The sequence below is a fragment of the Mycobacterium sp. IS-1590 genome (assembly GCF_001500025.1).
In the GTDB taxonomy this organism is placed as follows: Bacteria; Actinomycetota; Actinomycetes; order Mycobacteriales; family Mycobacteriaceae; genus Mycobacterium.
The window spans coordinates 1-24,635 of sequence record NZ_LQIW01000006.1 but is presented as its reverse complement, the minus strand read 5'-3'; the positions used below and the strand labels follow the sequence as shown (position 1 = coordinate 24,635).

The following is a 24,635-nucleotide window of genomic DNA, read 5'->3' as shown; positions in this document are numbered from 1 at the left end:
GCGTGCGTGTCCGCTTCGCGACACGCCGCATTTCGCCAGCAGTCTGGGCACGGTCAAGGTCGGGCGACCGTGCGGAAGTCGATGCGCGCGAATTCTGACACCGGCTCGAAGCCGATCCTTCGGTAGATCGCGTTCGAGGTCGGATTGGCCTGATCGGTGAACAGCACCACCTCCGCGTCGCCGCGGTCCAGTGCGGCCTGTGCGGCTGCGGCGGTGACGGCCGAGCCGTAGCCGTTGGTCCGGTGGTCCCCGGGTGTATAGACCGGGCCGATGCGCGACACCCCCGCCGCGGGCGCACGCAGCAGCGCCGTGCTGACCGGTGTGCGGCCGACGTCCCAGAGCAGGAACCGGTCGCCCCGGTCGGCGGCCGCATCGACGAAGCGAGCCCCCGCGGTGTCGTCGCGGGGATGGCCGAAGGTCTCGGTGAAGAAGCGCTCCACCCAGCCGATGAGCACCGCGCGGTGGGTCTCGTCTGCCCATCGCGGCGCCCCCGCAACGCCGGCCGGCGGTCGCAGGGTCCCCAGTCGGTAGAGCCGCTCTTCGAGCGTGACGGTGCCCGCACGTCCGCCGTGCGACCGCCAGGCGTCGGCGATCGCGACGGCAATCTCACGAGAACCGCGGACCCCGATCAGGTCGGGTCGTCTCCGACGGAGATCACGCGCAACGACGTCGACGCAGTCTATCGGAATACCGTTGCACGCCAACGGGTATGGCGGGGTGTGCAGCGCGACGCCGACCACGTCCGAGTTCTGCCACACCGACAGCAACAGCGCGTCGTCGGGGATCGCGGCGGCAACGGTCGTGAGCTCGATGGTGTTGGCGATCGGGTCGCGCCGGTACAGCGGTTCGGCGATCGCGCGAAACTCATCGGAAGAGTCGTGTATGCGCACCTCCATGAGTTCAGCATGGGCGCGGAGACCGGATGGGTCGAGTCATTTTCGTCGCGCTCGCGCCGCCGCGAACGTGCGCGGAGTGCTGGAATTTCGCGGCGTGTCGTGTGCAGACCCGCACGGTCGCGGCAATCGAGTCAGGCCAGGTTGGAGCGGCGGGGGTAGGCGATCGTCGGGTCGGTCAGCACGTTGACCACCGCGGGCAGCGCCGAGGAGAAGGCCCGCTCCAGGGCCGGTTGCAGTTCGGCGGGCGTCGACACCAACTCGCCATGTCCGCCGAGCGCCCTCACCACCTCGTCGTACCGCGTTCCGGGTCGCAGGTCAGCCACGACGGAATACCCATAGATCGCTTCCATAGGGTGCTTCTCGAGCGCCCAGATGCCGTTGTTGCCGACCACCGAGACGACATGAATCCCGTGTCGCACCAACGTATCCCATTCCATACCGGAAAACCCGAATGCGCCGTCGCCCTGGAGCAGGATCACCTGACGGTCGGGCCGGGCCAGCTTGGCGGCCAGGGCGTATCCCGGTCCGGACCCCAAGCAGCCGAACGGGCCGCTGTCGAGCCAGGCGCCGGGTACGAAGCTATCGATGACGCGACCCGCGTAGGACCCGAAGTCGCCGGCGTCGACCACCACGATCGCGTCGCGCTCGAGCATCGCGCTGATCTCGGCGTACACGCGCATGGGGTGCAGCGGCGTGCGGTCGTCGCGCAGCTCCTCGGCCTCGGAGGTACGCACCGCGGTCTCGGTGGCACGCAGGTCGGCGATCCAGGCTTCGTGATCGATCGGTCGTGCCGTCGACAGCGCGGACAGCGTGGCGGTGATGTCGCCGTACAAGCCCGCGGCGACCGGCCGCTGATGCGTTCGGTCCGGTGCGCAGCGGTCGACGGCGATCAGCGCGGTGTCCGCGCCGAACACGCCACCGAAGCCCAGTCGGAAGTCCATCGGCACGCCGATCACCAGCGCAACATCGGCCTGCTTCAACGCCTTTGAGCGTGCCCGCGAGAACGCGAGCTGGTGGTCGGCCGGAACGGTGCCGCGGGCCATGCCGTTCATGAGCACCGGGATGCGCAGCGTTTCGGCCAGCTCCAACAGCGCGGTCTCCGCGTGGCCCCACCAGACGTTGGTCCCGGCCATGATGACCGGCCGCCGCGCCTCGCGCAGCAGGGCAAGCGCGACGGCCACGGCGTCGCCGTCGGCCTCTACGCCCGCGGTCGGTTCGCTCAGGGCCCCCACCGCGCCGGTGTCCGGGGCCTCGCTGAACACGTGGTCCATCGGGAAGTCGATGAACGACACCCCGGATGGGCCGCCCGCCACCCCGGCCGCGGCCCGCAGCGCGTCATCGACCAGTCCCGCAACGGCGTCCGGCGAGTCCGCGGTCGCGGCGAAGCGGGTCAGCGGTGCGACGAACGGGACATGGTCGATCTCCTGCAGGCTGCCCTGTCCCCACCGCATCGCCGGTGCGCGACCGCCGAGGATCACCAACGGCGACTGGTTCTGCTGCGCCGCGGCCATCGCGCTCATGCCGTTGGTGACGCCTGGCCCGGCCGTCAACGCCGCGACGCCCGGCACCCGGGTGACCTTGGACCAGCCCTCGGCGGCGAACGCGGCGGTCTGCTCGTGGCGGGTGTCGACCAGCCGGATGTCGTGTGCCCGGCAACCGTCATAGATCGAGAACAGATGTCCGCCCGAAAGCGTGAACACCGTGTCGATTCCGCTGGCGCGCAACCGGCGAGCGATCAGATGCCCTGCGTTCACTGCGGACGGAGCCGGTGCATCGGTGCCCATGGTGGCAGCATAATCAGGCGTGCCGAGCCTCGAGGAAACACAAGTGTTGATCGCCGGTGCCGGGCCGGTGGGGCTCACCGCTGCGATCGAATTGGCCAGGCGCGGCATCGACTGCCGGGTCGTCGACCCACTGACCGAACCACCGCTCTACGCGAAAGCGGTTGGCGTGCAATCCCGTTCGCTCGAAGTGTTCGAGAACATGGGCGTGCTGGGGCGGATTCTCGACGCGGCGACCCCGATGCGCGGTCAGCTGGTCTACGTCAACGGCGAGCAGGTCGCGCAGCTCGATTTCGAGGTTCCCGCCGACGTGCCCTTCGGCTTCGTCGCGATTCCTCAGTACGTGACCGAGCGCATCTTGGGCGACGAACTCACGTCGCGCGGGGTGCGCGTCGAGCGTGGGTGGCGGCTGACCGGCTTCGATCAGGACGCCGACGGCGTGACCGCGACACTGAGCGGCGTCGGGGAACGCACCGTGCGGGCCCGTTACCTCGTCGGCGCGGACGGCGCGCACAGCACCGTACGCAAGGCGCTGGGCCTGACCTTCGAGGGCGGCGCATTCACCGAGCAGTACATGCTCGGTGATGTCGAGGTGGACTGGTCGCTGCCGCGCGGCTACGCCGTTCGGTCGATGCGCCAGACCAACGGGACCACCGAGGATCTGCTGGTGTGCATACCGCTGCCGCCCTACGGTCCTCGGGCGGAGACGAATCATCGCCGCCGGTACCGGATGTCGATGCTGGTGCCCGACGAATTGGCCAGTACGCCTGCCGACGGTGTCGCGCACGGCTTCGAGGGCACCCGCGCACCCGAACTGCACCACATCCAGGCCGTCTTGGACCGACTCTCCCCCGAACCGACCACGGCGCGCGAACTGCGCTGGTCATCGGTCTTCCGCATCAGCCATCGCCTCGTCGACGCCTACCGGCGCGGCAGGGTGTTCGTGGCCGGCGACGCCGCGCACATCCACCCGCCGACCGGTGCGCAGGGGATGAACACCGGCATTCAGGACGCCCACAACCTGGCCTGGAAACTGGCGTTGGTCGTGTCGGGCGCGTCGGCGCCCGCTCTGCTCGACACCTACGACGCCGAACGCCGGCCGGTCGGCGAGGAGGTGGTCGGGCGCACCGTGCGCAGCGCCCGCGACGGTATCGGTGCCGACTCGAGCGACCCGCGGTACGTGATCCGCCGCGAGGCGCAGTTGCTCATCGACTACGCGGACAGCCCGATCGTCGCGCCGGGTGCGGGACGACGAGCCAACGACGCGACCGGGCTGATTCGCGACGCCGTCACCGGCCCGCTCCGCTTGTTTGAGCTCTTCGGCCCCCACCACACCGTGCTGCTGTACGCCGGTCCGGGGTGCGCCACCGCCGACGTGGCGGACTTCGAACGTGCCGCCGCAGCGGCGATGGCCGTGGCGGGCGACCGCATGACCGCGTCTGGTCGCCGCGCCCGGCGCCGACGTCACCGACACGGCGTTACCGCTGATCCGCGACGCCGAAGGGCATTTCGCCCGCGCCTGCGACTGTGCGGAGCGGTCGATGTTCGTGGTGCGACCCGACGGCTACCTCGGTTATGCGGCGGCCCACGTCGACCCCGAGGACCTGGCGGCACATCTGCGCTCGACATTCGCCCGATGAGCGCCCCTCGTCAGATTCGCGACCCGCGGTTGGCCCTTCTGAAGCGCCTGCGGCGGCCCGAGAAGGTACCTTGCCGGAGTGAATGAGGGAATGTTCACCCCGACGCTGGACTGGGGCAGTGAACTGTGGACGTCGCTGGTGTGGATCGCGCGGGGCTGGGCGATCGCGGCGGTGTGCACGCTGATCGTCTTGGTGCTCATCGCCAGGTTCACCGTGTGGGGCCGTCAGTTCTGGCGTATCACCGGCGACTACTTCAAGGGTCCGGAGAGCGTCAAGGTCTGGCTGTGGCTGGGCGCGCTGCTGCTCTCGGTGATCATCGGGGTTCGCCTGACGGTGTTGTTCACCTTCCAGGGCAACGACATGATGACCAGCTTCCAGGTGGTGGCATCCGGTCTGGGCAGCGGCGACGACGCCATCCGCAACTCCGGCAGGGACGGATTCTGGCTGTCGATGATGGTCTTCGCGATCCTGGCCGTCATCCACGTCGCGCGGATCATGCTCGACCTCTTCATGACTCAGCGGTTCATGTTGGCCTGGCGGGTCTGGCTCACCGACCGGCTCACCGGCGACTGGCTGGACGACAAGGCCTACTACCGCGGCCGCTTCATCGACGACACCATCGACAATCCCGACCAACGCATCCAGTACGACATCGACATCTTCACCGCGGGGGTCGGCGGCCTGCCGAACACACCCAACAACACCTCGACCGCCACGCTGCTGTTCGGCGCGGTCAGTGCGATCGTCTCGATGATCTCCTTCACCGCGATCCTGTGGAATCTGTCGGGAACGCTCACGCTGCCGATCATCGGCAGCGTGCCGCGGGCGATGTTCTGGATCCTGTTGGCCTACGTGCTGCTGGCTTCGGTCTTCGCGTTCTGGATCGGCAGGCCGATCATCTGGCTGTCGTTCTACAACGAGAAGTTCAACGCGGCCTTCCGCTATGCGCTGGTGCGGCTGCGCGACGCGGCCGAGGCGGTCGCCTTCTACCGCGGCGAGGTTGCCGAAAGGTCGGGGCTGCGGCGGCTGTTCGCGCCCGTCGTCAGCAACTACAAGCGCTACATCAACCGCATGATGGGCTTCTACGGCTGGAACCTGTCGATGGACCAGATCATCGTCGTGCCGCCCTACCTGCTGCAGTTTCCCCGGTTCTTCACCGGTGAGATCACGCTCGGGGCGATGAGCCAGACCGCGGCGGCCTTCGGCAACATCGAGCAGGGCCTGTCGTTCTTCCGCAACGTCTACGACCAGTTCGCCGGTTACCGAGCGGCGATCATCCGGTTGCACGGCCTGGTGGTCGCCAACGACGAGGGCCGGGCGCTGCCCGAGCTGACCACCGCGCCATGCGCGGACGGCACCGTCGAACTGTCCGCCGTCGAGGTCCGCACCCCCGACGGCCGCCAACTGATCAGACCGCTCGACATGCGGTTGGAGGTCGGCGACTCGTTGGTGGTCACCGGCAAGTCGGGCAGCGGCAAGACCACCCTGCTGCGCAGCCTGGCGCAGCTGTGGCCGTTCACCTCGGGACGGCTGACCCGGCCGTGCGGTCCGAACGAGACGATGTTCCTCTCGCAGATGCCGTACGTGCCGCTGGGCGACCTGCGCACCGTTGTCAGCTATCCCAACGAGGTCGGTGAGATCGACGACAAGACGTTGCGCCACACGCTGCACAAGGTGGCGCTGCCGCACCTGGCGGACCGTCTCGACGAGGTAGACGACTGGGCCAAGGTGCTCTCCCCCGGCGAACAGCAACGCATCGCCTTCGCCCGGATCCTGCTCACCAAACCCAAGGCGGTATTCCTCGACGAGTCCACGTCCGCGCTCGACGAGGGCTTGGAGTTCATGCTCTACCAATTGGTTCGCCAGGAGCTGCCCGACACCATCCTGGTCAGCGTGAGCCACCGCAGCACCGTCGAACAGCACCACACCCACGAACTCGAGCTGTTGGGCGACGGCGAGTGGCGGCTGGGTCGCGTCGAAGGTGACGAACCGGCGAAGGTCTAACGCGCCGCGGCGTGCGCCCCCGCGCGGCGGGCTGCGTGTCCTCCCGCCCGCCGCCCGAAGAACGACCCTTCGCCGAGTTGGGTTCCGCTCGCGTAGCCCTTACCGTCGTGGGCGATGTTGGACGCGCACGCTCCCGCCGCATAGAGGCCGGGGACCACGGAGCCGTCCTCCCGTAGCACCTCACCGTCGACCGACACTGCGAGCCCGCCCATGGTGAAACCGGAGTACATCGCGCGCCCCAGCGACAGGTCGAACGCCGCGTATGGGCCGGTGTCCTGGGCCGCCACGTACTCGGGTTGTTTGTGAAAGTCGGGATCCTCACCGCGAGCGGCGAATTCGTTGTACCGGTTGAGCGTGGCGACCAGGTTGCCCTGCGGGATGCCCAGGGCGGCTTCCATTTCCTCGACGGTCTCCCAGCCGTCGATGAACTTGATGAGCGGCATCTCGGGCATTTCCATATGGGCCTCGTCGACGACGAGATAGGCGGTCTGTTCCGGCTGTTCGAGCACGAAAGCCGAAGTGCGCGAATGGTATGAGTCTTCGGCGACGAAGCGATGGCCGTCCTTGTTGACGATCACGCCGGTGAGCAGAATCTCCGGTGGATACGCGGCCGCGGTGATGAACAGCTGGTCCATGTTCTTGGCCACGCCGCCCGCCGAGATGCCCATCCGGATGCCCAACCCGTCGTCGTTGGGATTGCCCAGGATGTAGGGCTCCACCTCGCCGTGGTGCTTGGTCTTGCGCTTCTGGCCGAGTGCCGGCGTGAACTCGGCGACCATCTCGGGGTTCATCGCGAACCCACCGGCGGCGATGATCACCGCCTTCGCTTTGACCGCGCCCGTCTCGCCGAAGTGCTTCCACCGCACGCCGACCACCGACCCGTCCTCGACGACGAGGTTGGTGACGCCGGTCTCATAGCGGATCTGCACGCCGAGTTCGGTGGCGCGCTTGACCAACAGGTCGATGACCATCGCGGCGCCGCCGAGTTCACCGGGCACCGGCACCGAATGCCCGCGCGGTGCCGGCTTGGCCTGCTCGCAGAACGGCCACACCTTCTCGTTGCCGGTGTACGACAGGCCCTCGGTGCCCGGCGGCACCACCACCTTGCCCGGGTAGTAGCTGCGCTCGAACTGAAAACCCAAGTCCTCCAACCAGTTGAAGTGTTCGACGCTGCCCTCGCAGTAGGCGCGGATCTTGTCGTGGTCGGGTTCGGGCGACACCGCGACGAGGTAGGAGTACATCTCGTCGGCGCTGTCCTCGTGACCGGTGGCCTGCTGTACGGCGGTGCCGCCGCCCAGATAGAAGTGCCCACCGGCCATCGAGCTGGTCCCGCCGGCATCGGCGGCCTTCTCCAGCACCAGCACCCGAGCGCCCGTGGCCGCGGCACTGACCGCTGCGCAACCTCCCGCGATGCCGAATCCCACCACCACGACATCGAATTCGTCGGACCACGACGCGACATCGGCGGCGTTGACGGTGTCGGGAATCTCGCTGGTGCTCACTGCTGCTCCTGTTTGATGTAGTCGAAGAAGGCCCTGATCTCGTCGGGGATGGAGGCGATCTCCAGGTATGGCAGACCGGCGGCGGCGATGTAGGCGAACTCCATGCCGCCGGGCATCACGCCGCGCTGTACCGCCTCGGCTCTCCGTTCGGTCAGCGCCGCGTCCACGTCGTCGACCTCGACGCAGATGTGGTGCATTCCCGGACCTGCGGTGTCGAGGAAGTCGGTGTAGATGTTGCGCCCGGAGACCGGTGCGATCAGTTCCAGCTGCGTGTCGCCGGCGTAGCTCAGCGAGATGTCGGCGACGAAGTCGGCGGGTTCGCCGCGGTACGTGCACGTGTCCGGCGCGAAGTGGACGCCGGGCATGCGCACCCACTTCTTGACGCCCAACATCGAGGTGAGCGCCTCTTCGGTGACGTCGAGGTCCCGCGTCACCCATGCGATCTGGACAGGTGTCTGGGCAAGCATCGCGTCGAGGATATCCGCGGCCCGTCCGATTGGCTAGAACGTGTTCTAGTTCAGGCCTCGCCGTAATAGGCCTTCAGGCAGCGGTCGGCGGCCTCGCGTGCGGCGGTGGGATCGGCGCCGGATGCGATGTTCGCCTGGTACCAGGCGTCGTTGGACAGCGCCAGGAAGCGCCGACCCTCGTCGGTGGCGACCCACTGCGCGCCGAATTCGGGGTCGATCGCCTCACCCGTCGACAGGTGCAGCGCCAGGCCGAGCACCATCGAGTCCCAGCCGATACCCACCGCGCCGGGGCCGAACTGCAGGGACATCTCGTCGCCGACGACGGCGATGTGCTCGATGACCAACTCCGCCCGGTCTGCGCCCTGCTCACCGACGTTGACCTCGATCCAGCTGGTGTTTCCGCCGTACTCCCAGGTTGCGGTGAAGCTCTTCGGCGGGTCGCACGTCAGGATCGTCCCGCTGGCGTTGCCGTGCAGTTGATAGGTGCCCCCGACCCGGAGGTCACCGGAGATCGGCATCAACCACCGCGGGATGCGCTCGATATTGGTGACGGCATCCCACAGGTCGGCTTGATCGGTGTCGTAGGTCTGCTTGATCGTGACGACGTGCGCCTCGCCTGCGTCGATCGTGCGTTTCCCGACGGTCCGTGCGACGGTGCTGATCTGGTGGTCCACGTCGATCTCGCTCATGTTGCCTTCCTTCGTCGTTGTCGCTTACCCCGCGCGATCTCGGTGCCGAGCGCGTCGAGCTTCGGCGCCCAGAACCGGCGAAAGCCGGCGAGCCACTCGTCGGCGTCGCGCAGCGCTGCGCCGTTGACCGCATAGAGGCGGCGCTGACCCTCCGGCCGTACCGAGGTGAAGCCGTTGTCGCGCAACACCTTCAGGTGCTGCGAGACCGCCGGTTGGGTGATTGCAAACTCATCTCGGATGGTGGCCGCGATGGCTCCTGCGGGCTGCTCACCGTCGGCGAGCAGTTCCAGGATCCGGCGGCGCACCGGATCGCCCAGGACGTCGAACGCGTGCACCTCGATAAGTTAAAGCCCGAGCTTATATAAGTCAATACTTATCTGTTTTCAGTGCCTCGATCAGCAGGCCGACCTGCAGATCGAAGACCGCCGCGGGATCTGTGAGCGTGTCGGGCCCGTACTGGCCGAACACCTCGAGGCTGATCGCCCCGATCAGCGCCGCCCATGCCAGAAAGCTCTTGGTGATCGCGCCGTCGTCGCCGGCGAAATCGAACTCGGTGCGCAACGCCTCGAAGTCCGACGACAACGGTTCGTCGACAACGGTTTTCGAGGATGGGATGTCACCGGCGGCAATGCCGGCGCCGACCACATCGAACACGGCGCCGACGACGCGGGTCCCGGGCCCCACAGTGCGCTCGCGCGGCGCGTGGTAACCCGGCACCGGGGTGCCGTAGAGCAGCGCCCACGACGCCGGCTCCTCGACGGCCCACCGGCGCGCGGCGTGCGCCATCGCGCGGAACTGTTCATGCCACGGTCCGCCGTCGCTGCGGGCGCGGTCGACATGATCGGCGAGTTCGGAGTACGCATCGACCAGCAGCATCGTCAACAGGTCGTCACGGCTGGACACGTAGCGGTACACCGCCGAGGACACCATGCCGAGGTCGCGAGCGATCGCCCGAAGCGAGAGTCCGGCCGCGCCGTCGGTCACGAGGTGTCGCCGACCCAGTTCGATGATCTGCTCCTCGATTCTCTGTCTGCTCTCGGCCCGTTTGCCCATGCGCCGAGTGTGACACAAAACGAGATCACTGCTCTTGCTTTCTGCGGCTCGCGGTGGCAGCCTGGACTCTGAGAGCACCGCTCTCTAATCGAGGAGGCCCACTGTGACGACACTGCGCTACGACGAACCGACGCGGGCCGCCCGCACCGTCAACCGCATCTTCCGATGGCTGGCCGAGGCCGGTGTCAGCGTCGCCGGAACCAGAGCGCTGTCGGTACGTGGCCGCAAGACGGGCAAGCGCCGGCGCGTGGTGGTCAACGTGCTCACCGTCGGCGGTCGCGACTATCTCGTCTCCCCGCGCGGTCACACCCAGTGGGTCCGCAACGCCCGGGCGGCAGGTGTGGTCGAAGTCGGTCCCCGGTGGCGTCGCCGCGAGGTGCGGATCAGCGAGGTCCCCGACGAAGCGAAACCCGAGCTGCTCAGCCGCTACCTCGACCGCTGGTTCTGGGAGGTCAAGGGCCACATCGGCGGTCTGACGCCGACGTCCTCACCGGACGAGCTGCGCGCCGCCGCGCCGTCCATCCCGGTGTTCGCGCTGGCTCCCTAGGGCAGCGACACGGTGCCGACGGTGGCGGACGCGGCGGAGATGACGTCCTCGCTCGCCTGCTGACTCGCCGTCTGCCAGGACACCGCGGCCGGGTATGTGCCCCAGGTGCTGTTGAACATGCCGATCAGTACCGCACGGTTGTCGGGGGTGATCACGTACACCGGGCCGCCCGAGTCGCCCTTCTGGCTGACCACCCCGTTGGCCATCGTGAACCAGCCGTTGTTGACGGCTTCGACGTTGCCGCAGCTCTCCCCCGTCACCACGCCGAAATGACACACCGGCTGACCGGCCGTCGGCACGACACCGGGGTCGGTCACCAGCACCTTGCCCCCCGGAAGCACGTTGTTGACCGTGACGTCGGGCGCGAGTGCGATCGCCTCCCAGTCGGCGATCTGATGATTGGTGTCGACGGTCGCGCCGTTGGGGGTGTTGTCGCGGTACACCGTCTGCACCCCGATGTGGTTTCCGTTGCGGTCGCGCACCGGACCGCTGCCGCGGCAATGGCCCGCGGTGAATGCGATCCGGGTCGCCGGATCGACGTAACCCAGCGTGCAGACGTTGTTGTCCTGGCGGATCTCCATGCCGGGGTGGACCAGGACGCCCGGGTTGGCCTGCGCGGGCGCGGAGAGCATGGCGCCCGCAGCGATCGGGGCGGCCAGCGCCGCCAGTACCCGTAGCGAATGTCGGCGCACAGTCGTCTCCGCTCGTCGAGCCGATGAAGGTCCGGTACCGGCGCGTTGTGAGCCGCTAACCGGGTCGGGAGAGCTCACAATCACCGCCCGACCAGGAGCAACCACTCGACGATGGTTCCGTCACTTGCCCATCGGTGAAGGTCACAAAGACGTTACGCCCCGGCAGCGGTTTCGGCACGGGAGCGCTAAGAATCGAAACCGAGGCCCAACGCGTCCAGCGTCCGCAGGTAGGCGTTGCGACGTCCGGCGGCGTGGTCCGCGCGGTCAAGCGACCACCGTGTCGTCTGGATGGCGACGCTGGCCATCGGCTCCGGCGGGAACGGCAGGGGTCGCTCGCGCACCATCTGCAATTCGGTGCGCGGGGTGGGCCGGCCCTCGAGCAGGTCCAGGCACACGTCGGCGGCGAACCGGGAAGCGCCCACACCGAGTCCGGTGAAGCCGTTGACATATGCGACGCGGCCGTCTCTGGCCAGTCCCCAGTGCGCGCAGAACCGGGTGTTGGTGTCGATCGCGCCGGCCCACCGATGGCTGAACCGGACGTCGTCGAGTTGCGGAAAGGTCAGGAAGAAGTGCTCGGCCAGCCGGCGGTAGGTCGCGGGCCGATCCTCGTAGCGGGCACGCACTTTCCCCCCGAAGTGGTAGACGGCGTCGTAGCCGCCCCAGATGATCCGGTTGTCGGCGGTGAGGCGGTAGTAGTGGAACTGGTTGGCGCAGTCGTCGATTCCCTGCCGCCCGCGCCAGCCGACGCGGTCCCGCTGGTGATCGGTGAGCGGTTCGGTGGCCAGCACGTAGTCATACACCGGCACCGTGTGCAATCGGTTGCGCTTGAGGAGGCTCGGATAGACGTTGGTCGCGAGCACCGCGTGCCGCGCCGTGACCACGGCCCGCCCGGTCTGCACGCGCAACCCGACGCCACCGGAATCGAGCCGGACGGCGTTCGTGTGCTCGAAGATGCGCACGCCTGCGTCCCGGCAGGCGCCGGCGAGTGCGAACACCAACTTGGCCGGGTGCACGAGGGCACAGGTGTCCGCGTTGAACAGGCCGGCGAGGTAGATCGGTGATGCCACTTCGTCGCGAACCTCGGTCGTGTCGAGGAACTTCCCCTCACCGTCGGCCGCGGCGTGGCGCAACCAGTGGACCTGATGGGGCTCGGTGGCCACCGTCAGCGTGCCGGTGCGCTCCCAGTCGGTATCGAGGCCCAGTTGCGCGATCTCGGCCTGCATGCCGTCGAGGTTTTCCAGGCCCATCGCCTCGAGAACGTCGAACTCATTGGGCCAGCGCGCTTTTCCGTTCGCAGCACCGTGCGTCAGGCTGGCGTCGACGAAGCCTCCGTTACGGCCGGAGGCCGCCCAGCCCACCCGGTTGGCCTCGATGAGCACGATCCGCTGATCGGGGTCGCGTCGCGCGGCGTGCAGAGCGGTCCACAGCCCGGTGTAGCCGCCCCCGACGACGACGAGGTCGCACGTGACGGGCTTCGTCAGGGCGGGGAACCGCGGGCGCGGCGGGCCAATCTGCTCGTCGAGCCACACCGAGCCCAACGTGCTTGTCGCCAGCGAACGTTCGACCAGACCGGCGTCGACCGGGGCATCGAAGACGGTTTTCACACAGCGCAGACTACGGCGCTGGGGGCTACCTGGCTCAGGCGCCGACCGGGGCGGACTGCTGCTCTGCCACAACCGGCGTTCGGGCCGGCGCCCACCCGGGCGGGCCGAACAGATATCCCAGCTTGTCGCGCCACCGCCGCGCTCGGGCGACGTCACGCGCGATCGCCACGTACTCGTGTGTCTGCAGCGTCCAGATGTTGTAGGTGTCGACCTGCTTGGTCAGCCCGTAGTGCGGGCGCGCCGTCTCTGCCGCAAAGCTGCCGAACAAGCGGTCCCACAGGATGAAGATGCCGCCGTAGTTCTTGTCGAGGTACTGCTGGTCCATTCCGTGGTGCACCCGGTGGTGCGACGGCGTGTTGAAGACGAATTCGATTGGGCGCCAGAGCCTATCGATGCGTTCGGTGTGGATCCAGAACTGGTAGATCAGGTTGATGGAGAAGCTGGCGAAGACGATCCACGGTGGTACGCCGAACAGCGGTAGCAGCGCCCGCAAGAACACGTCGCCGCTGATGTTCCACTTCTGGCGCAGCGCGGTGGCGAAGTTGAAGTACTGGCTGGAGTGATGCGCTTGATGGGTGGCCCAGATCAGCCGCACCCGGTGTGCCATCCGGTGATAGACGTAGTAGAGCAGGTCCACTCCGACGATCGCGATCGCCCACGTGTACCACGCGTCCGCGGGTAGCTGCCACGGCGCGACGTAGACGAACAACGCCGCGTAGGCCAGCAGCGCGATGAAGTTCAGCACCCCGCTCGTGCCGATCGAGACCACGCCCATCCAGATGCTGGCCCACGCATCGGAGCGTTGATACGCACCGGCCGGTGCCCGGTCGGCCTCCTCGTGCGCCAGTCTGCGGGCGGCCGCCCACTCGATGACCAACAGCAACAAGAAGAACGGCACCGCGAAGACCACGGGATCGTGCATCAACGGTGGCAACACGTGCGAGAAGACGCCACTCACATCCACTTCGAAACCTCCAGGCAAAGCATACGACTCACCGGAAGCTCAGCACCTGATCGCCCCATGCGGTGCGCAGATCGCGGTCGAGGTCGTCGGCCACCCGGTCCTGGGCGTCGATGAGCAAGGTGGCGCGGTCGGAGGCGCGGTACGGCCGCCAGACCGGATCACCGGCCAGACCCGCGGGTGTGCCGTCCACGGCGAAGTTCAGCCAGCGCCGCCGGACGCGCGCGGAGACCGTCTTGCCCGCCTTGAGCCCGCCGAGCTTGAAGGTCGGGTCCTTCGGGCCGGCGACCAGATTGCCCCACACGTACGGCAACTCGGTCGCGTGGGCGGCGCCGAGCCGCAGCAGTCGCAGCATCGGGGTGGCGAAGTCGAACCGGTAGAGGTACACGGGCGCGACGTCGCGATGGCCCTCGGCGAACCAGACCGACGGCATCCGGAACCCGATGTCGCGGGCGACACCCATGCCGATGGTCTTGCCCCGCCCCCGGTACGCGGCACGGATCTGCTGTTCGTCGGGGAGCTGCAGGTCGGGTTGTTCGGCCGCGATCTCGGCGAACATCGTTCGGATGGCCTTCGGGGTTATCGGCATCAACGGCGACTTCATCCAGCGGAACAGCGCGGCCTCGTGCTTGTTGGTGCCGATGATCAGAGGTACCGGATGCGTACGGCCGTCGCGGGCCAGCTGGACCGGGTGCGCGGGGACCACGTCGCCGTCGATGATCGGCGCGAACGCCAGCGTGCCCGGCGTCCTGACCGGGATGTGGTCGAAGACGTCCTTGGAGGCGGTCATGAGCGCGGAGGTGGGCACCGAGACCAACTGCTGGGCATCGCTGGATCCCAGGCCCAGCCGGTCGAGGAACAGCGCGGCCACCCGCTGCGAGCGTTCGCGGTCGTAGACCGAGGTCGCCGGTGAGCTCTGCGCGATCGCCGCGCAGAACAGGCCCGCGGCGGCCGGGCTGGCCAGCAGCGTGGTGACGATCCCGGCGCCGGCTGATTCCCCGAAAATGGTGACGCGGTTCGGGTCTCCCCCGAAGCCCGCGATGTTGTCGCGGACCCACTGCAGCGCGAACAGCACGTCCCGCAGGCCGAGGTTGGTGGCGAAGCCCTCGCCCACCGCCGACAGATCCAGGAAGCCCAGCGCCCCCAGGCGATAGTTCACCGTGACGATCACGGCGTCGCCGCCGGCGGCGAGTGCGCGGCCGTGATACAGCGGCTGCGCCGACGAACCGAGGACGTAGGCACCGCCGTGCACCCACACCATCACCGGTTTGCCCGCGCCCGGGTCGATGTCGGATGCCGCCCACACGTTCAAACTCAGGCAGTCGTCGCCCTGCGGAGCGCCGAGGTCGATCGGGATGCGCGGATCCGTCGGCTGCGGGCACACCGGGCCGACCCGCGTGGCATCCGCCGGTGCGGACCAGCGCCGCGGCGGTTCGGGCGCCCGCCACCGCAGCTCACCTGCCGGCGCAGCGGCGAACCGGATCCCCTTCCACGCCTTCACGGTGCCGTCGTCGAGGCCGCGGACCGGTCCGTACGCGGTGTCGACGACGAGCGCGTCGCTGCCCCGTGCCTCTGCGGTCACCGCGACTCCACGTCGTACGGCATGGGACTCCTCCGATCGATGGAACACAGCGAGTTCAGGCTACGCGCGCCTTCCCACAGCCCATCTGGGCTGCGGTTTTGCGCGTCGGGCGGGCCATCGTCGGCCGGTCGGCTAGCTTGATCGCGTGCAGAAGTGGGCCTTGCTGGCAGGTGCGATCGTCGTCGAGGTCGCCGCCACGCTGTCGCTGCGGGCGTCCCAGGATCATTCGGCGTGGCTTCTCGTCGTCGTCGGGGGCTACCTGGCGGCCTTCACATTCCTGACGCTGGTGTTGCGGGCCGGAATGCCGGTCGGGGTGGCGTACGGAATATGGGGAGCGGTCGGCACGGCGGGCACCGCGGTTCTCGCCGCTGCCCTGTTCGGTGACCCGTTCACCTGGCCGATCGTCGCGGGCATCGGTCTGATCATCGCCGGCGTGCTGCTGATCGAGTTCGGTTCGCACCGGGCGGTCGAACACCGGTGATGTACTGGACACTGGCGGTCGCGATCGTCTTCGAGGTGTTCGCGACGCTGTCGCTGCGGGCATCGGAAGGGTTCCGCAAGAAGGCCTGGATCGCACCGATCGTCCTGGGTTACCTGGCGTCCTTCTATCTGCTGTGGCTGACGTTGAGCCTCGGGATGCCGGTCGGCATCGCTTATGGCGTGTGGACCGCTTGCGGCGTGGCGCTGGTCGCGGTCATCGCACGCTTTCTGTTCACCGAACCACTGACCTGGGTGATGACGTTGGGCATCGCGCTCGTCGTCGGCGGTGTGCTCACGATCGAGCTGGCCGGCGTCGCGCACTGAGCACACCCGACATCACCACGACCACGACGCCGCCGACCGGGACGACAAGCAGGCCGGCGCGCAGGCTCGTCGCGTCGGCGATCGCACCGACGAGGACCGGGGCGGCCAGGAACCCGATGCGCATCAGCCAGGTGAGGATCGTCAGGCCGCTGCCCGGCCGCAGACCCGGCAGCTGATCTGCGGCGTGCATCGCCGACGGCACCAGGGTCGCCACGCCCAGGCCGGCCATCGCGAAGCCCGCGATCGTGCCGGGAACGGACGGAAACGCCAGCGCAAGACCCATCCCGATCGCGGTGATCGCGCCGCCGGCGCGCACCACGGCGCGTTCCCCGAACCGGTCGACCAGGCGGTCACCGGCCAGTCGCCCGATGAAGAGAAAGGTGACGGCGGCGATGTAGCCGGTCACCGCGATCGGTCCGGGCGCACCGAGGGTGTCGCGCAGATACAACACGGCCCAGGAGTTGCCGGCGTCCTCGACCGTCGCACCGGCCACCGCGATCAGCACGAGGGCGAGCAGCGCGGCGTACAGCGCACCACCGGTACGGCCCGCACGCCCGGCGCGCGCCTCCCGGTGGTCTTCGTGATCGGGTCCGGGCAGCAGGTAGCGGTACGCGACGAGAACGACCACGCTGCACAGCACGGCCGAGAAGCCGAGATGCAGTGCGCGCGGAACGCCCGATACGACGGCCGCCCCGCCCATCAGACCGCCGATGATGGCACCCGCTGCCCACACCGCGTGCAGCGAGTTGATGATCGAACGGCCGTAGATGCGCTGTACGCGCAGGCCGTGGGCGTTCTGCGCGACGTCGGTCACCGCATCACATGCGCCCGCCGCGAACAGCCCGGCGGCGAACAACACCGGCGAGGTCGCCACGCCCGCTAGCACCACGAAGACCCCGATTCCGACGGTGCCGACCACAGCCACCCACGACGAGCGGTAGCGGCGGATGAGCGCGGCGGCGGTCAGCCCGGCGGCCAGCGCCCCCGCCGAGAAGGCGGCGACCGCCGCGCCGTACGCCGAATTCGAGAGCCCCAGATCGGTCTTGATCTCCGGGTAGCGCGGCAGCAGGTTGGCGAACACCGCGCCGTTCGTCAGGAACAGCGCTGCGACCGCGATCCGGGCCTGTCGACTCTGCACCTCGGCAGTCTCCTGCCGGTCGGGCGCCATACCGGCCGACACTACCCACCCACCGAGGCCCATTGAGCGCCGGTTGAGTTCGCGCAGATCGGGTATGAGCGAGCCTGTGATGAGACGTGGCGACCGATTCCGGGCAAGATTGGCGATATGACAGGGCCCGCCGCGTCGCTAGTGGAGTTGGCGCGACGCTACGGTGTCGCAACCGATTACGAGGACTGGACGGGCACGCGCATCGCCGTCGCCGAGTCGACGTTGATCTCGGTGCTGGCCGCGTTGGGTGTTGCCGCCGGCAGCGAGGACGACCGCGATGCCGCCCTCACCGCCCACGACCGCGAATACTGGTCCCGCCACCTTCCGCCGACGATCATCGGGCGCAGCGGCGCCCCCTCGACGTTCTGGGTGCACGTCACACACGGTGACCCGGTGTCGCTGCGGATCCGGCTGGAGGACGGCTCCGTACGAACGGACCTGCGTCAACTCGAAAACAACAGACCCCCTTACGAATTGGACGGAAGACCGGTCGGTGAGGCGACCTTCGAGACGCCCGCCGACCTGCCGATCGGATATCACCGCCTGGAACTGCACGCCGATGGGGCCCAGTTCAGCACCCCGATCATCGTCTCCCCCGCCTCGCTGACGCCCCCATCCGGCAGGAACTGGGGCCTGGCCACCCAGCTCTACAGCGTGCGCTCCGAAAGATCCTGGGGTGTAGGCGATTTGACCGATTTGACCGACCTGGCGGTATGGTCGGCGGCCCGGCACGCCGCGGGATTCATCCTCGTCAATCCCCTACACGCGGCCGCGCCGGTCGCGCCCATGGAGCCCTCGCCCTACCTGCCGACCTCTCGCCGGTTCGTCAACCCGATCTATCTGCGGGTGGAGGCGATCCCCGAATACGCCTATGTCCGCCGCCGCAACCGGTTACGCAAGCTACGCGAGGCCGTGCAGTCCCGAGCCGACCGCGCCGAGCAGGTCGAGCGTGACGCGGCGTGGAAGGCGAAACGCTCAGCGCTGGAAACGGTGTACGAGGTACCCCGTTCCGCGGGGCGGGAATTGGCCTACGCCGCGTACCGCGAGCGCGAGGGCCGCAGCCTCGACGACTTCGCCATCTGGTGTGCGCTGGCCGAACGGTACGGAGCCGACTGGCACCAGTGGCCGACGGAACTGCAGCATCCGGCGGGCGGTGCCGTCGCGGCCTTCGCCGCCGAGCACCCCGACGCCGTCGACTTCCACCGCTGGCTGCAGTGGCAACTCGACGATCAGCTCACCGCGGCGCAGGCCACCGCGCTGCAGACGGGAATGAGCCTGGGCATCATGCACGACCTCGCGGTGGGCGTGGACCCCAACGGCGCGGACTCCTGGGCGCTGCAGGACGTGCTCGCGCTCGGCGTCACGGCGGGCGCTCCTCCCGACGAGTTCAACCAGCTCGGCCAGGACTGGTCACAACCGCCGTGGAGCCCGGACCAGCTCGAGAAGCTCGCCTACGAGCCGTTCCGCGCACTGGTCAACGCGGTGCTGCGGCACGCGGGCGGTGTGCGGATCGACCACATCATCGGGCTGTTCCGGCTGTGGTGGATCCCGAACGGGGCGCCGCCCACCGACGGCACCTACGTGCGCTACGACCACGAGGCGATGATCGGCATCGTCGCGCTCGAGGCTCACCGGGCGGGAGCCGTCGTGGTCGGCGAGGACCTCGGCACCGTCGAACCCTGGGTTCGCGACTACCTGCACGACCGCGGCCTGTTCGGCACCTCGATCCTGTGGTTCGAGGCCGACCGCGACGGCGCGCACGGCCCCGCGGGCGGCCCGCTGGCCGCCGAGCGGTGGCGCGAGTACTGCCTGTCGGCCGTCACCACGCACGACCTGCCCCCGACGGCCGGCTACCTGGCCGGCGAACACGTTCGCCTGCGCGACGACCTCGGGCTGCTGACGCGGCCCGCCGCCGAGGAGCTGGCCGACGACCGCGAGCAACAGGACAGATGGCTCGACGAGCTGCGCCGCGTCGGGCTCCTGCGCGGGGACACGGAGTCCGACACCGCCGCGATCGTCGAGGCCCTGCATCGCTATCTCGGCCGCACCCCGTCGCGGTTGCTGTCGCTTTCGCTGGCCGACGCGGTCGGTGACATGCGCACCCAGAATCAGCCGGGAACCACCGACGAGTATCCGAACTGGCGGGTGCCGCTGGCCGGCCCGGACGGTAAGAAGCTGCTGCTCGAAGACGTCTTCGACGACGTCACCGCGGCGCGGCTGGGCGAGGTCATGCGAAATGCGGTGCGCCCGGCGGTGTAACGCCGAGGCCGTCTGCTCCGGTTTCACATTCGTCACGGCTGCGATATGTTCGCACCGCAGCGACCTGAGGAGATCACGTGAACAAGCTTGTTGTGCTCAGCGGCGGGCTCGTGGCTGTCGGTTCGGCGGCACTCGTCGGCGCCGGAATCGCGATGTCGCAACCGAGCACCTTGAACGTGGTCGGCGAACCGTACAACCGGGCGTTGCAGATCCTGAAGTCCCAAGGCGTCAAGGCCTACTTCGGCGGTTCGGTCGGCAGCGTACTCCCCCAGGCGGAGTGCCTGGTCGATCAGCAGAAGATCACCTCGGGCGGGCGGATGCTGCTGATGCTGGACTGCAGTCAGAAAGCGGCGGACCTGATCGCCGAGCAGGGTCCCTCCGGCGGTCCGACGGTAGGCCGAAACGGCGTCACCACCGTGACCCCGACCCCGGTGGTTCCGATCCAGGGCGCCCCCGGCGCGGGTACCCCGCCGCCGCCACCGGCCGGCTGAGAGGGTTCAGCCCTCCACCATCCGGCGCAGGTTGGTCAGCGTCTCGCTCATCGTGCGACCGACCTGACGCGCGGCCACCCGGTCGGCGATGAGCCCCAGAAGGTTGCCGGCGGACTCGTAGGACAACCGGAACGTCACCTTCGTGCGCCCGTCCCCGGTGTCGCGCAGCCGGAACCGGCCGCGCTGTGACACACCGGTGATCCCGATCCACGACACCTCGCGCGGCTCATCGAACTCGACGACCTCCACGGTGCCGCCGATCGGCACCGAACCGACTTTCCAGTGCACGGTGTAGCGGGACCCGAGCCCGGCGGGCGCATCTGTCAGCATCTCCCAGCGCTCGAGGCTGGCCATGAACTCCGGATAGCACCCCGGATCGCTGACCACCTTCCACACCTGGTCGCGGTCGGCGTCGATGACGCACTGGCGTTGAACCCTCATGTCTCAGCCCAGAACCGGGAAGCGTCGTTCGGCCGCCAACCTGTCGACTCCTGCCTGCAGGCTGCTCAACACCTTGTCGTTGATGACGTCGTCGTCACTGGCCGCGATGTCGTCCGCGTCGATCGGGTCCTGCACTTCGATCGCGATCTTCGTCGGCAGGGGCAGCCGCGGTATGAAGTCGCTGACCGTCAGACCCCACGGCGGTGCCAGCAGAATGGGCACGCTCTTGAGCCGGGCCAGCCTGTCCGCCATCAACAGACGCGCCAACCACTGGCCGCGGTCGAGGAACAAGGCGGCTTCCTGGCCGCCCACACTGGCGATCGGCACGATGGGCACCCCGGCTTCGCGGGCCAGCTTCACGTAGCCCTTGCGGCCGCCGAAATCGACTTCGTGCCGCTGCCACGACGGGCGGAACACCTCGTAGTCGCCGCCCGGGTACACCAGAAGCGCACAGCCGGACTCCAATGCCAGCTTGGCGTTGTCGTGGTTGGCGGCCACGGTGCCGAACTTGCGCAGCGAACCCAGGCCCGGCATCGAGACGACGAGGTTGTGTGCGAGTTGATAGAAGGGCCGCTCGACCCCGAAGTACGAACTGAAGGCCAGGGTGAACACGAACGTGTCGGGCGGCAGGTTGCCCCCGCTGTGGTTGCCCACCAACAACACGGGACCCTCCGCGGGGATGCGGTCCAGGCCGCGGACGTCGGCGCGGAAGTACAACGACGCCAGCAGCCACAGCCCGGGCAGCTGCTCGCGGATGTAGTCGGGATCGCGCTGGTCCAGGTCGGCCTTCGGCACGCGGGCGGACACCTGCGCTTTGGCCCACCCGAGGAGGTCGTCGATCGCCACCATGAACGTGTTATAGACGCGCCCGGCGAACCGCAAACCTGCGCTCCCGCTTACCGCACTAGACTGTGCGGCACGAAGGAGGAGCCGAGATGGCATTGTCGCCGGCCCAGCCTGGGGCTCTACGTCCGCGCCGTTTCGCCCGCGAGGTCGACCCCGGGCCCGTCCAGATCCAGGCCCGCAAGGTCCACTTCGACCTCTCCGGAGTTCCCCTGGAGTGGATCCCCGGCCACCCGGTGGCCTCCACCATGATCAACCTGTTCAACGTCGTGCTGCCCGCCGCCGAGCACTGGTTCGTCCGCACCTACAACGAGGCGCTGCCCTTGGTCAGAGATCCCAAGCTCGCCGACGACATCCGCGGTTTCATCGGGCAGGAGGCGACGCACGCCGCGGCCCACGACGACGTGATCTCCGACTTCCTCGTCGGCAACGGGGTCGACCCGAAACCCATGCTCGACCTCGTCGGCTACATGTTCGAAAAAGTCCTGGCGCCAAAGGATTTCGACGACCCGCAGCGGCGGCTGAGCAACCTGTGTGAGCGGCTGTGGCTGATCGCGGCGATCGAGCACTACACCGCGGTGCTCGGCGACTTCGCGCTGAACTCCACGTGGGACGACCACGGCGCGGACCCCACCCTGGTCGACCTGTTCCGCTGGCACGGCAGCGAAGAGGTCGAGCACCGTTGCGTCGCCCACGACGTCGCGGTCTACTTCCACGACAGCTATCCCGACCGGATCCGGGCGATGACGGTCGCCGCGGCCGCAATGTTCACGTTCTTCCAACGCGGCACCTGGTATCTGCTGAAGTCCGACCCCAACAGTGACATCGGCTGGTTCGAGATGCAGCGACTGCGGATGCGGGACTCCGAACTCGGCCTGCTGCCCAAGTTCCGGACGCTGTTCGGGACGAACACACTGTCCTACTTCCGCCCCCGCTACTCGCCCGAGGACATGGGCTCGACCGCCCAGGCCGTGGCCTACCTGGCCACCTCACCCGCCGCGCGCGCCGCACACCGTTGATGGGTCTGCGCGAGCGCTACCGGCAACTGCCCGCCCATCCGCTGCGGCCGGGACGGCGCTACGCGATGATCGGCATCGCCGACGTCGTGATCAACGGAATGGAAGCGTTGGCCGGCGCCGTCCGCAAGGTCACACCGCCCCGCGAGCTCGACCGCACGCTGGTTCTGCGGGTCGCCGACCGCGGGGTGGTGGCGCGCGACGAGAACGTCGTGGCGTTGACGCTGGTCGCCGCCGGCGGCGAACCGCTGCCGCGCTGGCATCCCGGCTCGCACATCGACATCACGCTGCCCAGCGGGCTTGTGCGGCAGTACTCGTTGTGCGGCGACCCCGCCCACTCCGACAGGTACCGCATCGCGGTGCGGCGCATCCCCGACGGCGGCGGCGGTTCGATCGAGGTGCACGAGGCGCTGAGCCCAGGCGCGACCGTGACATCGCACGGGCCCCGCAACGCGTTTCCGCTCACCGTTCCCGGCTACGGCTCCCCCACCCGGCAGCTGAGGTTCGTCGCCGGCGGCATCGGCATCACGCCGATCCTGCCGATGGTGCGTATGGCGCAAGCGCTCGGTGTCCAGTGGTCGATGGTGTACACCGGCCGCAGTCGTGACAGCCTCCCGTTCGTCGACGAGCTCACACGGTTCGACTCCCGCGTGCAGATCCGCACCGACGACGTCGACGGGCTGCCCAGCGCCGACGACCTGCTCGGCGACTGCCCCAGCGGCACCGCGGTCTACGCGTGCGGTCCGGCGCCGATGTTGACGGTCATCCGCGATCGGCTGGTCGGGCGCGACAACGTGGAATTGCATTTCGAGCGGTTCGCGGCGCCACCGGTCGAGGACGGTACGAACTTCTCGGTGACGGTGGCCTCACGCGGCCAGACCATCGACGTGGGGGCCGACGAGACGCTGCTTGCGGCACTGCGCAGATCCGGTGTGCATGCCCCGTATTCCTGTCAGCAGGGCTTCTGCGGTACGTGTCGCAGCAGGGTGCTGACCGGTTCGGTCGACCACCGCGACACGCTGCTCACCGACACCGAACGCGACGGTGGGCTGATGTTGATCTGCATTTCCCGCGCCGCCGAAGGTTCCCATCTGACACTCGATCTGTAGTCGTCTCGTACTATTCGGCCATGCCGTTGGCCGAGGGGGCGACTTTCGCCGGATACACCATCGTGCGACTACTCGGCTCCGGCGGAATGGGCGAGGTCTACCTGGCTGAACATCCGCGCCTGCCCCGACGCGACGCGCTCAAGGTGCTTCCCGCGTCGGTGTCGGCCGACGACGAGTACCGCAGACGGTTCCAGCGCGAGGCCGACATCGCGGCCACGTTGTGGCATCCGCACATCGTCGGGATCCACGATCGTGGCGAGACCGACGGCCAGATCTGGATCTCGATGGATTACGTCGACGGCACCGACGCCGCGCAACTGCTGAAGGAGCACCATCCCAACGGCATGCCTCCGCGGGAGGTCGCCGCGATCGTCACCGCCATCGCCGACGCCCTCGACTACGCGCATCAGGGCGGCCTGCTGCACCGCGATGTCAAACCGGCCAACATCCTGCTCGCCCGGCCGGAGGCAGATGATCGACGAGTCCTGTTGGCCGACTTCGGGATCGCCCGCTGGGCGGACGACGTCAGCGGTCTCACCGCGACCAACATGACGGTGGGCACGGTGTCCTACGCCGCACCAGAGCAGTTGATGGGCGAGACGCTTGACGGCCGAGCAGATCAATATGCGTTGGCCGCCACCGCATTTCACCTGCTGACCGGTTCGCCGCCGTTTCGCAACTCGAATCCGGCAGTGGTCATCAGCCAGCACCTGTCGGCCGCGCCACCGGCGATCGGTACCCACCGCCCCGACCTCGCCAACCTGGACCCCGTGCTGGCCAAGGCGCTGTCCAAGAACCCCAAGGACCGATTCGAGCGGTGCGCGGATTTCGCCAGGGCGCTCAGCCACCACCTCGGTGTCGCCTCGGCCGACCCCGACAGCACCCGGTTGGCCGTGGCCGCCGCCCAGCCGAATCGGTCGTGGCTGCGGCCGGGACTCGTGGTGCCTGCGGTGCTCGCGGTGCTGCTGGTCGCCGCGGTCGTGGTGGCGGCCTTTCTGTTCGGCGAGGAACGCGCGATCGCCCCAGGCAGGTCGACGACGGCCGCCTCGTCACCGCCGCGACCCGCACCCCCTCCTCCGCGGGCGG

At 68.4% G+C, this 24,635-nt stretch carries 23 protein-coding genes and 1 pseudogene; 10 read left to right on the top strand and 14 right to left on the bottom strand.

The window, feature by feature from the left end; translation table 11 throughout:
• Window positions 1-53 precede the first annotated feature (53 nt).
• The gene (locus tag AU197_RS06505; RefSeq protein WP_064401720.1) at window positions 54-896 is read right to left on the bottom strand and encodes a GNAT family N-acetyltransferase; all 843 of its coding nucleotides are present in this window, start codon (window positions 894-896) and stop codon (window positions 54-56) included.
• A gap of 131 nt (window positions 897-1,027) precedes the next feature.
• On the bottom strand, window positions 1,028-2,680 hold the full coding sequence (locus tag AU197_RS06500; protein ID WP_064401719.1) for an acetolactate synthase: 1,653 nt from the start codon (window positions 2,678-2,680) through the stop codon (window positions 1,028-1,030).
• Window positions 2,681-2,699: 19 nt separating this feature from the next.
• Here AU197_RS06500 and AU197_RS06495 point away from each other — a divergent pair.
• Window positions 2,700-4,317, top strand: a pseudogene (locus AU197_RS06495) (FAD-dependent monooxygenase).
• A 90-nt stretch (window positions 4,318-4,407) separates the two neighbouring features.
• The gene (locus AU197_RS06490; RefSeq protein WP_064401718.1) at window positions 4,408-6,321 is read left to right on the top strand and encodes an ABC transporter ATP-binding protein/permease; all 1,914 of its coding nucleotides are present in this window, start codon (window positions 4,408-4,410) and stop codon (window positions 6,319-6,321) included.
• Here AU197_RS06490 and AU197_RS06485 read toward each other — a convergent pair.
• From AU197_RS06485 to AU197_RS06465, 5 genes are read right to left on the bottom strand one after another with little or no spacing between them, the layout of a single operon-like run.
• Complete coding sequence (locus AU197_RS06485; protein ID WP_064401717.1) at window positions 6,318-7,823, bottom strand: FAD-binding protein; 1,506 nt, start codon at window positions 7,821-7,823, stop codon at window positions 6,318-6,320. The two genes, AU197_RS06490 and AU197_RS06485, sit on opposite strands and share 4 nt — an antisense overlap.
• A complete protein-coding gene (locus AU197_RS06480; RefSeq protein WP_064401716.1) occupies window positions 7,820-8,290 on the bottom strand; it encodes a VOC family protein in 471 nt (156 codons plus the stop codon). Before AU197_RS06480 ends, AU197_RS06485 begins: the two co-directional genes overlap by 4 nt.
• A gap of 50 nt (window positions 8,291-8,340) precedes the next feature.
• Window positions 8,341-8,979, bottom strand: a complete 639-nt coding sequence (locus AU197_RS06475; RefSeq protein ID WP_064401715.1) for an SRPBCC family protein — start codon at window positions 8,977-8,979, stop codon at window positions 8,341-8,343.
• On the bottom strand, window positions 8,976-9,314 hold the full coding sequence (locus AU197_RS06470) for an ArsR/SmtB family transcription factor (protein WP_064401714.1): 339 nt from the start codon (window positions 9,312-9,314) through the stop codon (window positions 8,976-8,978). Before AU197_RS06470 ends, AU197_RS06475 begins: the two co-directional genes overlap by 4 nt.
• 31 nt (window positions 9,315-9,345) lie before the next feature.
• The gene (locus AU197_RS06465; RefSeq protein WP_064401713.1) at window positions 9,346-10,032 is read right to left on the bottom strand and encodes a TetR/AcrR family transcriptional regulator; all 687 of its coding nucleotides are present in this window, start codon (window positions 10,030-10,032) and stop codon (window positions 9,346-9,348) included.
• A 103-nt stretch (window positions 10,033-10,135) separates the two neighbouring features.
• Between AU197_RS06465 and AU197_RS06460 the strand changes: the two genes are divergently transcribed.
• Entirely contained in the window at window positions 10,136-10,579 is a 444-nt protein-coding gene (locus tag AU197_RS06460) for a nitroreductase/quinone reductase family protein (RefSeq protein WP_064401712.1), read from the top strand.
• Here AU197_RS06460 and AU197_RS06455 read toward each other — a convergent pair.
• The 4 genes from AU197_RS06455 to AU197_RS06440 form a co-directional block, all read right to left on the bottom strand.
• On the bottom strand, window positions 10,576-11,271 hold the full coding sequence (locus AU197_RS06455; RefSeq protein WP_064401711.1) for an Rv1815 family serine proteinase: 696 nt from the start codon (window positions 11,269-11,271) through the stop codon (window positions 10,576-10,578). The two genes, AU197_RS06460 and AU197_RS06455, sit on opposite strands and share 4 nt — an antisense overlap.
• A 185-nt stretch (window positions 11,272-11,456) precedes the next feature.
• Window positions 11,457-12,875, bottom strand: coding sequence for an NAD(P)/FAD-dependent oxidoreductase (locus AU197_RS06450; RefSeq protein ID WP_064401710.1), 1,419 nt, complete (start codon window positions 12,873-12,875; stop codon window positions 11,457-11,459).
• 34 nt (window positions 12,876-12,909) lie between these two features.
• Window positions 12,910-13,797 (bottom strand): sterol desaturase family protein, encoded by an 888-nt coding sequence (locus AU197_RS06445; RefSeq protein ID WP_064401799.1) that lies wholly within the window; start codon window positions 13,795-13,797, stop codon window positions 12,910-12,912.
• A 70-nt stretch (window positions 13,798-13,867) separates the two neighbouring features.
• A complete protein-coding gene (locus AU197_RS06440) occupies window positions 13,868-15,418 on the bottom strand; it encodes a carboxylesterase/lipase family protein (protein WP_064401709.1) in 1,551 nt (516 codons plus the stop codon).
• 145 nt (window positions 15,419-15,563) lie between these two features.
• On the opposite strand from AU197_RS06440, the gene AU197_RS06435 reads away from it, so the two are divergent.
• Together AU197_RS06435 and AU197_RS06430 are read left to right on the top strand one after the other, a co-directional pair.
• The gene (locus tag AU197_RS06435) at window positions 15,564-15,899 is read left to right on the top strand and encodes a DMT family transporter (protein WP_064401708.1); all 336 of its coding nucleotides are present in this window, start codon (window positions 15,564-15,566) and stop codon (window positions 15,897-15,899) included.
• Complete coding sequence (locus AU197_RS06430; protein WP_064401707.1) at window positions 15,899-16,222, top strand: DMT family transporter; 324 nt, start codon at window positions 15,899-15,901, stop codon at window positions 16,220-16,222. Before AU197_RS06435 ends, AU197_RS06430 begins: the two co-directional genes overlap by 1 nt.
• On the opposite strand, the gene AU197_RS06425 is transcribed toward AU197_RS06430, so the two are convergent.
• The gene (locus AU197_RS06425) at window positions 16,191-17,390 is read right to left on the bottom strand and encodes an MFS transporter (protein ID WP_064401706.1); all 1,200 of its coding nucleotides are present in this window, start codon (window positions 17,388-17,390) and stop codon (window positions 16,191-16,193) included. The genes AU197_RS06430 and AU197_RS06425 overlap by 32 nt on opposite strands.
• A 117-nt stretch (window positions 17,391-17,507) precedes the next feature.
• On the opposite strand from AU197_RS06425, the gene malQ reads away from it, so the two are divergent.
• Together malQ and AU197_RS06415 are read left to right on the top strand one after the other, a co-directional pair.
• Window positions 17,508-19,649, top strand: coding sequence for a 4-alpha-glucanotransferase (malQ, locus tag AU197_RS06420; RefSeq protein ID WP_064401705.1), 2,142 nt, complete (start codon window positions 17,508-17,510; stop codon window positions 19,647-19,649).
• Window positions 19,650-19,726: 77 nt separating this feature from the next.
• Window positions 19,727-20,140 carry a hypothetical protein gene (locus tag AU197_RS06415; protein ID WP_064349838.1) on the top strand — a complete coding sequence of 138 codons (414 nt, stop codon included), beginning with the start codon at window positions 19,727-19,729 and terminating at the stop codon, window positions 20,138-20,140.
• Between the two features lie 6 nt (window positions 20,141-20,146).
• Here AU197_RS06415 and AU197_RS06410 read toward each other — a convergent pair whose 3' ends face one another.
• Window positions 20,147-20,581: an SRPBCC family protein gene (locus tag AU197_RS06410; RefSeq protein WP_064401704.1), complete on the bottom strand. Its 435-nt coding sequence runs from the start codon at window positions 20,579-20,581 to the stop codon at window positions 20,147-20,149.
• A 3-nt stretch (window positions 20,582-20,584) separates the two neighbouring features.
• Window positions 20,585-21,430 carry a lysophospholipid acyltransferase family protein gene (locus tag AU197_RS06405; RefSeq protein WP_064401798.1) on the bottom strand — a complete coding sequence of 282 codons (846 nt, stop codon included), beginning with the start codon at window positions 21,428-21,430 and terminating at the stop codon, window positions 20,585-20,587.
• A gap of 86 nt (window positions 21,431-21,516) precedes the next feature.
• On the opposite strand from AU197_RS06405, the gene AU197_RS06400 reads away from it, so the two are divergent.
• The 3 genes from AU197_RS06400 to AU197_RS06390 form a co-directional block, all read left to right on the top strand.
• Window positions 21,517-22,443 carry a metal-dependent hydrolase gene (locus tag AU197_RS06400; RefSeq protein ID WP_064401703.1) on the top strand — a complete coding sequence of 309 codons (927 nt, stop codon included), beginning with the start codon at window positions 21,517-21,519 and terminating at the stop codon, window positions 22,441-22,443.
• Complete coding sequence (locus AU197_RS06395) at window positions 22,443-23,549, top strand: PDR/VanB family oxidoreductase (RefSeq protein WP_064401702.1); 1,107 nt, start codon at window positions 22,443-22,445, stop codon at window positions 23,547-23,549. The genes AU197_RS06400 and AU197_RS06395 overlap by 1 nt, the downstream gene beginning before the upstream one ends.
• A gap of 20 nt (window positions 23,550-23,569) precedes the next feature.
• The coding region (locus tag AU197_RS06390; RefSeq protein ID WP_064401797.1) for a serine/threonine-protein kinase at window positions 23,570-24,635 on the top strand (1,066 nt) is incomplete at its 3' end.